Origin of the sequence: Sulfitobacter sp. SK012 (genome assembly GCF_003352085.1) — a bacterium.
Classification (GTDB): Bacteria; Pseudomonadota; Alphaproteobacteria; order Rhodobacterales; family Rhodobacteraceae; genus Sulfitobacter.
The window spans coordinates 1,050,012-1,064,179 of sequence record NZ_CP025804.1; the positions used below are offsets into that span (position 1 = coordinate 1,050,012).

Annotated in this window: 10 protein-coding genes, 1 tRNA gene and 1 pseudogene; 10 read left to right on the forward strand and 2 right to left on the reverse strand. The window is 52.0% G+C overall.

Going from position 1 to position 14,168, the window contains the following annotated elements; genetic code table 11:
* Positions 1-135: 135 nt before the first annotated feature.
* The 5 genes from C1J03_RS05315 to C1J03_RS05340 all read left to right on the forward strand — a co-directional run bounded on the left by C1J03_RS05315 (position 136) and on the right by C1J03_RS05340 (position 5,610).
* Complete coding sequence (locus tag C1J03_RS05315; protein ID WP_114883178.1) at positions 136-1,383, forward strand: IS256 family transposase; 1,248 nt, start codon at positions 136-138, stop codon at positions 1,381-1,383.
* A 23-nt stretch (positions 1,384-1,406) separates the two neighbouring features.
* Entirely contained in the window at positions 1,407-2,708 is a 1,302-nt protein-coding gene (locus C1J03_RS05320) for a tetratricopeptide repeat protein (RefSeq protein WP_114884408.1), read from the forward strand.
* 735 nt (positions 2,709-3,443) lie between these two features.
* Positions 3,444-3,533: transfer RNA gene (locus tag C1J03_RS05330), tRNA-Ser, on the forward strand.
* A gap of 260 nt (positions 3,534-3,793) precedes the next feature.
* Complete coding sequence (locus C1J03_RS05335; RefSeq protein WP_162798449.1) at positions 3,794-5,182, forward strand: site-specific integrase; 1,389 nt, start codon at positions 3,794-3,796, stop codon at positions 5,180-5,182.
* A gap of 50 nt (positions 5,183-5,232) precedes the next feature.
* Positions 5,233-5,610 (forward strand): hypothetical protein, encoded by a 378-nt coding sequence (locus C1J03_RS05340; RefSeq protein WP_162798450.1) that lies wholly within the window; start codon positions 5,233-5,235, stop codon positions 5,608-5,610.
* A 73-nt stretch (positions 5,611-5,683) separates the two neighbouring features.
* Here C1J03_RS05340 and C1J03_RS05345 read toward each other — a convergent pair whose 3' ends face one another.
* Complete coding sequence (locus C1J03_RS05345; RefSeq protein ID WP_114884416.1) at positions 5,684-6,805, reverse strand: hypothetical protein; 1,122 nt, start codon at positions 6,803-6,805, stop codon at positions 5,684-5,686.
* 540 nt (positions 6,806-7,345) lie between these two features.
* On the opposite strand from C1J03_RS05345, the gene C1J03_RS05350 reads away from it, so the two are divergent.
* Positions 7,346-7,798, forward strand: coding sequence for a hypothetical protein (locus C1J03_RS05350; RefSeq protein ID WP_114884418.1), 453 nt, complete (start codon positions 7,346-7,348; stop codon positions 7,796-7,798).
* A 161-nt stretch (positions 7,799-7,959) separates the two neighbouring features.
* On the opposite strand, the pseudogene tnpA reads toward C1J03_RS05350, so the two are convergent.
* Positions 7,960-8,290 (reverse strand): annotated as a pseudogene (tnpA, locus tag C1J03_RS05355) (IS200/IS605 family transposase); the annotation flags it as partial.
* 339 nt (positions 8,291-8,629) lie between these two features.
* Here tnpA and C1J03_RS05365 point away from each other — a divergent pair.
* The 4 genes from C1J03_RS05365 to C1J03_RS05380 all read left to right on the forward strand — a co-directional run bounded on the left by C1J03_RS05365 (position 8,630) and on the right by C1J03_RS05380 (position 14,166).
* The gene (locus C1J03_RS05365) at positions 8,630-9,316 is read left to right on the forward strand and encodes a hypothetical protein (RefSeq protein WP_162798451.1); all 687 of its coding nucleotides are present in this window, start codon (positions 8,630-8,632) and stop codon (positions 9,314-9,316) included.
* Between the two features lie 218 nt (positions 9,317-9,534).
* Positions 9,535-9,825: a helix-turn-helix domain-containing protein gene (locus C1J03_RS05370; RefSeq protein WP_114884425.1), complete on the forward strand. Its 291-nt coding sequence runs from the start codon at positions 9,535-9,537 to the stop codon at positions 9,823-9,825.
* A complete protein-coding gene (locus C1J03_RS05375) occupies positions 9,825-11,138 on the forward strand; it encodes a type II toxin-antitoxin system HipA family toxin (protein WP_254694181.1) in 1,314 nt (437 codons plus the stop codon). The genes C1J03_RS05370 and C1J03_RS05375 overlap by 1 nt, the downstream gene beginning before the upstream one ends.
* Positions 11,139-11,205: 67 nt before the next feature.
* Complete coding sequence (locus C1J03_RS05380) at positions 11,206-14,166, forward strand: UvrD-helicase domain-containing protein (RefSeq protein ID WP_254694182.1); 2,961 nt, start codon at positions 11,206-11,208, stop codon at positions 14,164-14,166.
* Positions 14,167-14,168: the final 2 nt, after the last annotated feature.

Here is a 14,168-nt window from a genome sequence, read left to right on the forward strand (position 1 = left end):
TTTGATACCTCCCAACATCTCCGAAACCGAGAGAGCTATGACTGAATCTGGTGTTTGGGGGATTTGAAGGTTGGCGGCGTATCTGGTTGATTTGTTGTTGCGAGACAGCAGCCCAACCGAAGGAGATACACCACCATGGAAACGACTAACATTGTTGATTTTTCGCGTCGAGACGGGATCACGGACGCGCTGACGGATTTATTGAGAACAGGAGCGCAGCAATTGATCGCAACAGCCGTTGAAGCTGAGCTTGAAAGCTATCTGTCTCAGTTTACCACCGCGCGCACTGAGGCCGGTCATGCGACTGTTGTGCGCAATGGGCATCATCCCGAGCGCCCGTTCCAAACGGGCATCGGCCCCGTGAACGTGCGCATTCCCAAGGTTCGCTCAAAAAACGGCCAGCCCGTGACATTCCATTCGGCCCTGGTGCCACCGTACGTGCGCAGAACCAAAACGTTGGAAGCGGCCTTGCCATGGCTGTATCTGAAGGGCATCTCCAGCGGTGAAATGGGCTCGGCTCTCAAGGTTCTTCTGGGCCCTGATGCGGCGGGATTGTCGGCAAATACGGTCTCACGGCTCAAGCGCGATTGGGCCAACGAATACGGCGAGTGGAGAAAGGCAGCGTTGGACGATGAGCCCTTGGTCTACATCTGGGCTGACGGTGTCCACAGCGGCCTTCGGGGCGAGGATGACAAGCTCTGCGCCCTTGTGATTGTGGGGGTAACAGCCCGTGGCAAGAAGCGGTTCTTGGCTATTGAGGACGGGGTGCGCGAGTCCACGCAGAGCTGGCGCGAGGCTCTCCTCAGCCTCAAAAGCCGGGGAATGAACGCCCCGAAACTTGCTATTGGAGATGGTGCCATGGGGTTCTGGGCCGCCATAGATGAAGTCTATCCTGAGACCCGTCATCAACGCTGTTGGCAACACAAAACTATGAATGTGCTCAACTGTTTGCCCAAGCTGTCTCAGCCAAAGGCCAAAGCTGCGATCCACAACATCTGGCAGGCTGAGACCAAAGATGATGCGGGCAAGGCCTTAGATTTGTTCATCAAAACCTACGAACCCAAATACCCCAAGGCGACGCTGTGCCTGCAAAAGGACCGCGAGGAACTCATGGCATTCTTCGACTTTCCAGCACAACACTGGCAAAGCATCCGCACCAGTAATCCAATTGAATCCGCCTTTGCCACGATCCGTCATCGCACCAAACGATCAAAGGGCTGCCTCTCACGCGACGGCATGCTGCACATGATGTTCAAGCTGGGGCAATGCGCCGAGCAAAACTGGAGGAAACTACGCGGCTTTGACTACCTCGCCAAAGTCATCACCGGCGTCGCATTCAAAGACGGAATTGAAGCCACTGAAAACAGCCAGATCGCCGCATGACCAGAAACCCTTAAACACCAGATTTGACAATAACTCAAACCGAGACGGAGCTCCTTCTAGACAAGATCGCATCCAGTCAGGTTTTTTCCGGCGCGGAAAGGCTGCAAGAGTTCCTTCGTTATGTCGTGGTGGAAGCGGCCGAAGGACGGTCCGCAGGCATTAAAGGAAAAACAATCGCGCTGGACGTCTACGGTCGAAGCGTCTCGTCTGACGGCGATCCCGAAAACGTCGTGCGTGTCGATGCACGAAGGCTTCGCAGACGCTTAGGAGACTATTACGAGGCGGAAGGTCAGGACGACGCGATCAGAATTCACATTGACAGCGGAGGCTATGCCCCCCGCTTTGAGCTGAATTCAGTTCTCACTTCCAGCTTGGAAGATGAGGCTTTGCCGCCTGAGCCACAGCGGATCAGAGTGGCGCTTGCTGTGGTTTGCGGCGCACTTATCCTTTTAGGACTATATGCTTGGGGGAGCGCAAACTGGTTCGTTGCGGACGACACTGCCGATCTAAAGAAATTTGAACGGCAGGCCCTTATGGAGAAATCTCCTACCAGCCTTCAAGCGGTAAACTTGGCGGAGCAGGGGAGAGAGATGATTTTCCCACTTTTCGACATCCAGCGTCAGAAACTCGCTTTTGGTATGTTCGAAGAGGCCATTCGCTTGGACCCTGAATATTTTGGGGGTCACGCTGGCGCGGCACAGTCTTTGGGTACGATGGCAATTCTGTCTCAAGACCAATCAAAAAAAGACCTCTACCTGGAACAGGCATCGGAAGAGGTCAAAAAGGCCACCAGTCTGAATCCAACACAAGCATGGACCCAAGTATCATCCGCCTGGGTCGCCTTTGCCAAAGGCGACTTTGATCGCGCGCTAGAACTGTCCAGACGCGCCTATGCATTAGATCCGGATGACTGGTACATATTGGACCTTCACGGTCTTATTGCGTTTTCCACGGGTAATTTCGCCGAAGCCCAAAAAGTGTCTGACCCATCTGGATCAAACGATGATAATAGTCACCGATCCGATAGCCGAAATATCTATGCTGTCGCCAGTTTTCACCTCGGAGAGTACCAAAAAACGCTGAAATCGTTTCAGGAAATCGGCGAACTTGGCGGTCCGATTGGCCCTCCAAGATTGGCGTATCAAGCCGCAGCCAAACACGCACTTGGTGACATGCAAGGAGCGCGCAACTCCGCCTCTGAGTTGATGGAGACGTGGCCAGATTTTCGTGTGGATCTAGCGCTTCAGGGGCTCTTCGAGGACAAGAAGAATGCAGATGATGTTATTAGGCGGTTAAGAGATTCTGGGTGGGAAGTTCCAGAATAGCGTCTTTACTGGTGTACGGTGATCGAACCGCTCGCGAGCAATGGTTGTCAAAGTTGGCTATGGGCCAAAATTGCCGGCTCAACCGATTGGCTGGAAGGTCTGGAAAGTCCCGCCGCGCAGTCATTGGCCGCTACCTCTGTGAATGGCTGCTTTAAGTGCGTTTTAAAGTTCCGGACCCTAGGATCTGAATATTGAAAACTCCGCTGACCGGCAGATTGAGTTGCTTTCGTTAGGTTTTTGAAGGTAATTCCGCTGAAAGGGAGTGCCTTTTTGCAACGGAGGCCTGAGGGGAGCGGGCCAAAATGGTCAGGTGTCTGTTTACTCTGAATTTGAATTCGCTCAGCTTGTTTTCTTTCTTGGTGAAAATTTTCTCCCAACGGTCCTTCTCACACCATGGAGTAGCTTACAGGCAAAAGGCGGCAGAAGCTGGAAGCGCTAAAGCCGCGATCCAGCGATGGCAGCTCAGGAAGGTAATAACTTTAGGCATTGTAGCCCACGCAATCGCAGCTTGCTCGAACCCGAAACACGTTAGATGTACTAATCAGGAAGGTTCCTCAGTTGCTCCGAAAACAGCTAAGCAAAAAGGGGATGAGCTGTGTAAATTTTGTGCGAATCTGGCTGAATGCTCCCGCATCGTTCAACACATTTGGATGCTATCTCTTTATGTTACCAACACCATCAAAAACTTAGAAATACAACTTGTAAACATAGGTTTCAGTAAGTAGGACGGTCAGCGGAGATGTGGCCGAGTGGTCGAAGGCGCTCCCCTGCTAAGGGAGTAGGCCCGGAAGGGTCTCGAGGGTTCGAATCCCTTCGTCTCCGCCATTTACTTTAAAATCAATAGCTTACAAGTTGATACCGTCCGGTGCGCCACATAGGTGGAACACAAGGCCATGAAGTTTGACGCTTACTTAAGCCCCTCTCGCCACGGCATTTTTTACTTTAGATGGCCGTTGCCAATTTCGGATGATCAATCAAAGCGAATCACATTAAGGGTGTCTTTGCGAACCCGCTGCCCAGAACACGCTGGACGTTTAGCTAGACAACTCACAGTATCGGGTGAAAAGCTGAGGGAAAGCGGAGCGTTGGCAGGACTTCGACAACATGAGATGCGGGAGATGGTCCGCAAGTTTTTCCAATCAGTGTTGGAGAAGAATGTTGATCGTGTAAATGAACGCGGCCTAACCCCTATGCAAATCACAGCCTTTCAGAACGGGATTGATATCCATGACGAAGGTGTAGACGGGGATACGGAACTATCAGATCAGATGATCAACGTTGTTGGGTTTCGGAACTCTGCGGACCTCACTGACGACCAATGGGCCGACAACGAAGCATTCTTATTGCGAGAGATGCGAAAGGCAGACCGTGACCATCTTAGGGCTGTTCTTGCGCACGTCAAAGCGTTGGATAGTTACCAATTTGGTTCTGAGGTGCAGACAACTGGCCATGCTTCAGCGGTCAACAACAGCACCACGCTTGGCGATGCGTTTCAAGACTACCTTGCTGAGCAAGAGAGGGCGAAGACTTGGAGAGGGAAGACCGCCGAAAAGAACGGCCGAGCTTTGGATCACTTGATCGAGATTTTCGGCGCGGACAGGGTATTGGCGTCGATCTCTCAAAAGGACGCACAAGAGGCCAAGAAGTTGATGATGGAGTTACCATCGCGTCGTAAGACACTGCCTGCGACACGAGACTTGAGCCTACGAGATGCCACAAAGGTTGATGGCCTTAACAAGATCAGTGTTGAGACGCTAAACTGGTACTTGCAAGCATTTGCCGCATTTTTCGGGTGGGCGAAGAAGAACGGCTACATCAATGAAAAGTTGTTTGAAGGGATGAAGGTAGGCCGCGCCAAGGCAACCAAAGAAGAGCGACTGCCGTTCACTCCAGATGCAATGAACTTGATGTTCAAAGAACTAACAGAGAATCCATCTGGCCTCGTAAAAAGTGACAGTCACAAGTGGGGAACTCTTATTGGGATGTTCACTGGTGCAAGACTTAACGAAGTCGCCCAGCTGCTGATCGATGACATTAAGGAAGAGGATGGTATCTGGTACTTCGACATCTCTGATGAGGGTGAAAACCAGAAGGAGGTTAAGAACAAGGCCAGCAAGCGAAAGGTACCAGTCCACAGTGCGTTGTTGGACGCTGGGTTTCTTGCGTTCTTCAGGTCGAGGCAAAGCGGGAGCCAACTCTTCCCCGACTATAGGTACACAAAGTCAAATGGATATGGTCGTAACCTTGGCCGCTGGTTTAACGAGAGTTTCACACCAAAGCTGGGCATCAAAACACCTCGCCATGTCTTCCACAGCTTTCGACACACGATGATCACACGATTGATCCAAGCAGAGGCCCCACCTGAGAAGGCAAAGTGCATTGTTGGCCATGAGCAAGCGGGCGTCACCTTCCAAGTCTACATGCGGGAACGGGACCGAATGGCGCATTTATTGACGCGATTGAGTTTTTCGTAAAAAATTTGTCAGCCTCGCACTTACTGCTAATCGATCCACAATTTATTCACATGCCAACTGAATATTCCTTACACACTGCTTTCGACGGTTGGCGGACAGATGGTTTTAATGGTGCAACTTTACAGCCGAATGCGGACGAAGAGGCTAAGGTATCGAGGTTTATGTTAGGCCGAGACACGGCTCAGCGCTTGCTGGACGCGCTTTCCGAGAGTGGCTCAGATCAGCATACAGAACCATTTGTCGATTTATTACATCGAGAGCTTGACCCGGAAGTCGTGCGCTATCTAGTACCACAAGAAAGCTATTCCTTCACGAAAGCAACGGATACAGTATCCCTCGGAGTCGGCTTGGCGATGGATGGAGCAGAACTTTCAACTGATCTCACTGCTTATCTTGATGAGATGGTGGCTGTTCGAAATACGGCTTAATTGTTTTTAGTACCTACTCTCTGGAGTAAACCCACCGACATCCAGTCGGTCCCAATTTTTTGGAGAAATCAGGCTAGCGCATTAGCCGCCCAATCAGGCGTCTCGCACGTTCTCTAAATACAGTTTGAGTTGAAGAAGTTAAGTATCTGGGCGCAATGAGATCAGACCAAAACATTCTTTTGGCCGCTAAAGGATCATCTTGTAGCACAGGCACAATGACAGCCGCCCAAGCCTTAATCAATCGAAGTGTCTCAGGTGTGAAGTGGTCGACAGCGTAAAGCGACTGGGGCTTAAGGGGCGCGGCCTCAATTCCATGTAGCAATGCGGGTAGCATTATCTCACGTTTGAATAGCTGATTATCTAGCATTTTAGCGTCTTCAGTGTAGGCAACGGCCGCATCTTCTGCCAGAGTACGCGGCAACGCGAATTTTGTGCTCTGCGTGCTCGGCAAATCAGATAAAATGGTAGCTATCCGCCAGCCCAATGCCTGATGAGCGCGGTCGGTAGAAGTTGTAGCGCGAGCTTGAATTATGCCGTGTGCAAAACGCAACATAGCCAAATCCTCCAGGGACAGAGATGCATTCGATCCGCCGCGCTCAGTGACCTCGAACGGCGCACCGTCGAGCGCCAAGGAAAGGAAATCGGCGACTATGTCCCCCTGAACTAACTCGCTTCTTACCATCGGGCGCACGATCAGGCGTTCGCCAAACACTGCACGCCAAGCAGCAACGCGAGGAAAGTATAAGAAATCGCCTGATTTCAATGTTTGGACATGGAATTGCTCCACATCTGATCCGCCTACCCCGCGCTTGATGTTTTCGGCAAAGCTGGCGGTCAGCCGCTCTAAGTGCGGACGTAAGTAGAGAATAATACGCATGTTGCCGACAAGGCTTGGCATATGTCGGGTCAACGCCGCCATAAGACGTTCAGGTTGGACGGTGGAAAAACCCTCAGCAGAAAGCACACCTGCCATTGCGTCACTTTTGCTCATCTTAACTGCTATCTGCCCAAAAAGAATGTTCTCTTGCTTCTTAGCAAGAGGGTCTTTGATTGCGCGAACCAAATTAGAATTGTTAAAGTCACTAAGATAAATCAAGCTAACGTCTGACTGCCAGCCACCACGTGAAAGCACGTTCTGCAGGGCTGTCGAGCCTGCCTTGGGGTCGCCGATATGAACAACTAACTGTGAAATCATCGGATGGCTCCTGTAATTTTCTTATTGTGCTCAGACGCAACCGAATACCCACTATCCTAGTTCGGAGGCTATTATAATACTTAACTTGTCTGACATATTCAGCGCATCTTGGGTTGCGGCAATCGGCAGGAGTTATACCCCCTCAAAACGACCGTTTGTTAGATGGTTCGCCGAACCGGACATGGGCGCACTTGCAATGGAAGTCGATTTCTTCAACTGCGGTCTTGTTCCTCAACTGTTACTTCAGTTGCTTGACGACTGTTACGTACGCAACTCGCGACGGTTCTTCTTTCAGCGTCGCAGACGATAATGTACGTTGGAGGGCTTGCGAATCTGCATGGAAAAGTCGGCCTGCGGGCCTTAGTCAGCAGGCCGCGCGAACGGAGGCCATCCTTTTTACGTGCACTCACATCGGCACAGCGCGCAGCCGGCGTCCCATTTGATCCGAATGACTTGACCACAACGGAAGTTGGTGGCATTTTTTGCTGCCAAGGAGCCCTTGAATGGGACGCTAATGCAATGAGATTAAGGAGTTAACTAATGCGCAAAATTTTGTTCGGAGCCATTATCGGTTTGGGGTGTTTCGCAGGCCTTCCAGCGCTTGCAAGCAACTGTGGAATAGATTTTCAGCATGCCTACGAAACCGGTGTTACTGACGGGCGCGCAGACGGCGCAAATGGCATCAAAAGGCAAGCCGAGAGACACCGCCCCCATCTCAACCGCAGCCGCGACCGGGGCAAGTGTTACGTCGAAGGCTATAAGATCGGTTACGGGAATGCTGCCGCGGATGCGCAAAAAAAACCTGACCACGGAAGCGCTCCAACCCCCGGTTCGAATGAGCGCGCGTATTACGACGATGGATGCTTTGATGGTACTAGCGACGCACAGGCAAGTATGAGCATGGCTTATGAGCGCCATTCAGACATGTACGACAGCCGGTTCGAGCCGTATTACGCTCAAGGCTACGATGCCTGCTGGAAACACTTCCGCTGAAATATTTTCAGTTCCTGCCGCAGCCTGCGCAGCGCCAGTGATGGTAAGAGCATTCGGTCTAATTCATCATCGTAGTGCTCGAAGTCAATACGCCTGCTCAGGGCTTCACCAATGCCGACGCTTACTGGCAGTGGCTGGCTGACTACGTCGTAAGTGAAGAACTACCGGCTGAGGCCGGTAGCATCATTTAGAGGAATGTAATTCCAGATACTGATTGATAATGTCGTCTGTCACATTTCCGGACGTGGTCGAAAAATACCCACGGGCCCAAAACCGTCTGCCCCAGTAGCGCTTTCGCAACTCGGGAAAGTCCATCTGGATGCGTCGCGAAGACCGGCCCTTGATGCGCTGCATGACATCTGACAGCGACTGTTTTGGCGGGATCGATAAGAACATGTGGACATGATCGCGCGCCAACACGCCTTTGACGATGTGCACGCCCATTTCGTTGCAGGTTTGCATGATGATCTGACGAATACTCCGTCGACCCTCAAGGCTTGCTGCTCGAAGTATCCATTACAATTGATCACCCTTACAATGCGAAGTTTCTAAACACGCACCTCCAGAGCTTTGAGATGGCCGAGCGGGACAGTCACTGGACCCGCTGGATCAACCGGGCGTCCAGAGAAGAGTTCAGCCAGATCGATCGCATCATCTCTTGGGCAATGTCGACAAAAGACCGGAAAACCGATGCCAGACACATGGAGTTGGCTTCTCTGATCCTTGCGTGGTCCTTGCCATTATCCTGATCTTTGGCCTGAGACGATACGCGCTCTCTACGTCGCATCAGCACGTTGGACTGATCAAATGTGGTCTCACATTCCAGCAGTCATGCGACAACGCAAAGGCGCTTTGGACATCTTGTTCCAGCGATATGGGTTCGGACGACCTGACCTTGAACGTGCGGTGAACAGTGCAACCAGTGCGGTGACGTTGATCGCACAAGACACCATTCGACCCTACGAAAACAAGGGATCAGGGCGCAAACTTAACGAAATGCGGTTGTTCGATCTTCCATGGCCAAGGACCGTATTGCGTGGGTTGGGCGATGCGCCTGTTACCCTAAGGGTCGCATTAAGCACGTTTATTGAACCTAACCCATCAGAAGTCGCAAGAGGGCGTAAAAACCGTTATGGTTCGCATGGTTTGCGTTTTGCCCTCAAAGGTGCGGACGAAGACATAGATCAATTCACTCGCCGTGTTGGGCGAACGGCCACCGATGAATTGGTGGATGATAATGGGCCAGGTAGCGGTGAATGGCAGTTTGGCTATAACCGCCGTAGTGTCGGTTCTCTGCACATTGATACGCTGACGATCCCAGCCAGTGACTTGGCTCAGCGGGGCGTCATGGCAGTCTACCCAGTCGGGGGGTGGTGGAAAGAAAGCCGCAAGGTTGATCCAGCACGGTGCTTGACGAGGTTCTCTTTGGTGGCCGAGATCGATGCGGAAGAGCAGGAAGTTGATCTCTATGCCGAAGTTCAGCAAGCTATAGCCGCCCGCAACGTAGTTCAGGTTTAGCAACTTGTGATGTTGCCCGTGATCCGTGTCTTGGGCGTAGCTTTTGATCGATACCAATTCGGCTTTTAACACCAGCACAGCTTTCTGTGCGTTATCCCTAAGGATAAAATTCAATATTTTGGAACTCAATGGTGGTAACTTTATCCTCAATGATAAAATTTAGTGACAGCGCCTAAGTCACACGGTATATTATCCTCAATGATAAATTGTGGTGAAATATGAACCTTGAAACAAACCTGACAAAGTGGGCAATTAAAATCGGCGACCGATTGCGCACAAGGCGCAAGGAAGTGGGGCTGAGCCTTACCGAACTGTCACGCTTGTCTGGGTCCACGGCATCAACATTATCACACATCGAACGAGGAACACGGGACGTAAAGCTGTCAACGCTTGTTGCGCTGGCCGATGCACTACGCATCGATCTGGCTGACCTTTTGACCCCTCAAGAACGCGAAGCGGGCACCGATAGTCATAGCGCCATAAGTGGCTACGATTTGGATGATGACTAATGGCCATCATTGATCAGGTGGCCGTGTATTATGAGGCGTTCAATGTCGGACAGATTGATGCCCACAACGATGGCAAGCTGTCGTTCGTTTATGACAAACGATGGCTGGCCACGAAGGCCAGCTTCCCGCTCTCAGTGACGATGCCTTTGGCGGAACACCCATACCCAGATCATGTCATTACGCCATGGCTCGCGAACCTTCTTCCTGAAGAACAGCAGTTGCTGACCCTCTCAAGGGCATTGGGTCTGTCATCGACCGATGCACTCGCCATCCTCAAGGAGATCGGCGGAGACACCGCAGGTGCCATTTCAATCGGTGAACCCAGCGACAGGGCTGCTTGGTCGTATCGGCCCATCACCAACTACTATGGCACCGAGGACCCACAGGACGCCCTGACAGCGCACTTCAAAGACTTAGGCCAGCGTCCCTTCCTCGCAGGTGAGGATGGCGTCAGGCTGTCTCTTGCTGGTGGGCAGAAGAAGACTGCACTGGCAGTGTTGGACGCCGCAGGTGCAGCTAAGTTGGGGTTGCCAGAGAAGGGTGATCAGCTTGCGATCCCGATGTCAGGTGCACCATCGACCATCATCATCAAGCCCGACAATCCGAACCTTCCTGGCATCGTCGAGAACGAAGCCTACTGCCTGACATTGGCGAAGCTTATTGGAATGGCGGTTGCAGATGTGAGCATCGTAGATGTTGGAGACAGGACCGCACTGGCAGTTGCACGGTATGATCGGATAACACGTAAGGACGGGTCACTACGACGCCTTCACCAAGAGGATTTCGCACAGGCCAATGGCATTTTCCCCAGTCAGAAATATGAGCAGGGCACGGTGGCAGGTTTGAACCTCAACCAGCTACTCAAAACCGCGAAACATCTGCCCGCTCAGGATGCCCTGACATTGCAGGATCAGGTGATCTTTAACATCCTTGTCGCCAACACTGATGCACATGCCAAGAACTATTCGATGATACTCAACGGCGGGCCACAGATGGCACCGCTCTATGATGTCTCGACCGTGTTGCACTGGGACCATGTGAACCAATACCACGCCCAAAAACTGGCGGGTCGCAAACGAAAGCCCGCCGATATGGCACGGCGGCATTGGGAACGGATCGCTGATGCAGCAGGCTACAGCCCACGAGGTATTAGGCTGCGGGTTCAGGAACTGGTCGATGCAATGGTGGCAAAGCGTGTGGACGCCGTTGAGGTTGTCAATGCAAAACACGGTGCAGAGCGGGGCATGGTTGAGAATGTGGCTGGGCTGGTCGAGCAAAATGCACTGCGGGTCGCTGGGCGTCTAAAGGAATAGGGACGATCCTGATCAAGCTTCACGGCATGTTCGAAGTCTAGTGAATGATAAGAAACGAGATTTGAGATTGAAGCGCATTGAAGCGAAGTCATTGATAGGTTTTCTGTTGAACCCATTGGGCACCCACGCCCGCAGCATTGATTACGAGAACGATGTATTAAGCATCAATGCGAGGCGTCAGCAAAACATCCAAGTGGCCAACCTTTCAGCACCTCCGTTGGTTGCCAAAGGGTCTTTCGGAAGCACGTTGAAAATCACAGTGGATGAGGGTACTCAATTCTTGCTTCGGGGTGCCAATCACAAAGATGCCCGATCCTTCAGCGACAGCGTAAAGGCGGGTTGGACCGCCTACAACACTGCGAAGTTCGATGCTGAACGTTTGGCCATTCACGATGTTCTGCGTGTCATAGCCGAGCTATCGCAGCCGACGCGATACCCATCGGCATGTATTCTGTCACCGACCCTCGAACAGGCACGGGTTCTTGATAAGCAACTCCTTTCCAAACTGTCTGAGGAGGCGGTCGGCGAACAGATTTTCAGTCAAATACAGACCATCCAAGGGTTCTTGCGAAACGCAGGCCCGATGCGCGGCGACGCCATCAAAAAGTTTGAACATCAACAACTGCCCAAATGGCAAACCTTCTTTGATACCTTTGAAAGTAATCCGCTGACCCCCGAACAGCGCACATCGATCATCGCCGATGAAGATGCCACACTGGTTTTGGCTGGCGCAGGGTCGGGCAAGACCAGTGTAATCACCGCTAAGGCGGGCTACCTGATTAAGTCTGGCATCAGACAACCAGAAGAAATCCTATTGCTGGCATTTGCAAGAGAAGCCGCAACGGAGATGTCAGAACGCATTGAGGAACGGTGTGGTGAGCCACTCGAAGCCCGCACGTTCCACTCACTGGCCTACGACATCATTGGGTCTGTCGAAGGCAGCAAACCTGCTCTTGCCTCACATGCCACCGATGACAAAGCCTTCCTTGCGCTTATCAAAGACATCCTTCGGGCGCTGGTTCACGGTGTGGCTGAGGTATCAAAGTCAATCATCGGCTGGTTTTCCTACGCCCGTCTTGAAGGCAAGAGTGAGTGGGATTTCAAGCAAAAGCATAACTATTACACCTATGTTGAAAAGCTGGACCTTCGGACGCTTCAGGGCGAACAGGTCAAAAGCTATGAAGAGTTGATGATCGCCAACTGGCTGTTCGAAAATGGGATCGAATACGAATACGAGCCTGATTACGAACACAAAGTTTCAGAGGGGGGCTATCGTGATTACTGCCCCGATTTCCGCCTCACGAAGAGCGGCGTCTACATTGAACATTTTGGGGTGCGACGGACGAAAACCGCAGGTGGGACATATCACCTAACCACTGCCCTGTTTGTGAACCGTGAGGAATATCTGGAGGGGATGGAATGGAAGCGTGGCGTTCACGCCAAGCACAACACCCAACTCATTGAGACCTTTAGCTATGATCGTGAAGAAGATCGGCTGCTGGAGGCTTTGGCAGAAAAGATCGCGCCGTTCGAACCAGTTATGCCCCGATCACCTGAAACTCTGTTCGATATTGTGATTGAGATGAAGCAGGCTGACAGCTTTGTGCAGCTAATCGGTACGTTTCTGAAGCACTACAAAGGTGGCGGCTACCAACTGGCAGAGTGCGCGGACAAAGCTGGAAAGATGAAACAGGGCAAGCGAGCCAGTTCGTTCTTGTCAATTTTCGAACCATTCTATGCGGAATATCAAAAACGGTTAGGTGGTCGGATCGATTTCGAAGACATGATCCTGAGAGCCTCTGGTTATGTTGAAAATGGAACGTATCGCAGTCCGTTCAAGCACATATTGGTCGATGAGTTTCAGGACATTTCCCGCAACCGTGGGCGGTTGGTGAAGGCACTGAAGGCGCAACATTCCGACGGAAGGGTGTTTGCGGTTGGTGATGACTGGCAGTCAATCTATCGGTTTGCAGGGTCCGACATCAATATGATGCGGGATTTCGGCGGCGAGTTTGGCGGCGTCTTCGATGGTCGGTTTGGGGTGCACCGCGTTGTTGACCTAGGCCGAACCTTTCGATCTGTGGATCAGATTGCATTTGCGGCCAAGAAGTTCGTTCTTCAGAACCCAGCACAGTTGAATAAAACCGTTATTCCAGCAGGCACAACCGAAGTCCCAGCGTTGCGGGTCATTTCGACATTGCGTGACAACGCAGATGAAAAGCTCAGGCAGATGTTGCGGACGTTGCAAGACATCGCGACACCTGAAGGCAAGATAACATCGGTGCTTCTGTTGGGGCGTAACAGGTATAACGAACCGACCGATCTTGCCCAGTTGCGACGGGCATTTCCTCGACTCAACATAGCTTTCAAGACGATCCACTCGTCCAAGGGACAAGAGGCGGATCATGTGATCCTTGTGAACCTCTACCGAGGACGCACAGGGTTCCCGTCCGAAATCGTGGACGACCCTCTGTTAAGTTTGGTATCACCCGAAGCCGAACCATTCGAGAACGCCGAAGAACGCCGTGTGATGTATGTCGCACTCACCCGTGCACGTCATTCGGTGACATTGATGAGCGCGGCGTCGAAGCAATCGGCATTTGTAACGGAGTTGTTGGACGATCCTGAATACGGGGTCGTCGGTGATGTTGAACAAGATCAAGCCAACCATACCTGCGGGGAATGTGGCGGTCACCTCATAGCGGTTCCAACCAAAGATGGCCGCACATGGTATAAATGCGAACACGCCGACCTGTGTGGATTTTCACTGAATGCCTGTTCGGGGTGCGGCAACGGTATGCCCGTGGTGCAAGGCAAATCAGGGCTGAAGACATGTGGGTGTGGTGCCGAGTTTCCAAGCTGCCCAAGTTGTGACAACGGCTGGCTTGTCGAACGAAGTGGGCGCTATGGCAAGTTCTTAGGCTGCGTGAGTTACCCTCGTTGTAAGGGAAAGACTAAGACAAATCGGTTGAAACAAGGCAACGCTCGAAGCGAACGCAGCGGTTCTTTCAAGTATAGGGATCGATGAAC

Coding starts and splice junctions, on each gene's coding strand:
- C1J03_RS05315 (WP_114883178.1), top strand. CDS start 136: ATGGAAACGACTAACATTGTTGATTTTTCGCGTCGAGACGGGATCACG.
- C1J03_RS05340 (WP_162798450.1), top strand. CDS start 5,233: ATGCCAACTGAATATTCCTTACACACTGCTTTCGACGGTTGGCGGACA.
- C1J03_RS05345 (WP_114884416.1), bottom strand. CDS start 6,805: ATGATTTCACAGTTAGTTGTTCATATCGGCGACCCCAAGGCAGGCTCG.
- C1J03_RS05350 (WP_114884418.1), top strand. CDS start 7,346: ATGCGCAAAATTTTGTTCGGAGCCATTATCGGTTTGGGGTGTTTCGCA.
- C1J03_RS05365 (WP_162798451.1), top strand. CDS start 8,630: ATGCGACAACGCAAAGGCGCTTTGGACATCTTGTTCCAGCGATATGGG.
- C1J03_RS05370 (WP_114884425.1), top strand. CDS start 9,535: ATGAACCTTGAAACAAACCTGACAAAGTGGGCAATTAAAATCGGCGAC.
- C1J03_RS05375 (WP_254694181.1), top strand. CDS start 9,825: ATGGCCATCATTGATCAGGTGGCCGTGTATTATGAGGCGTTCAATGTC.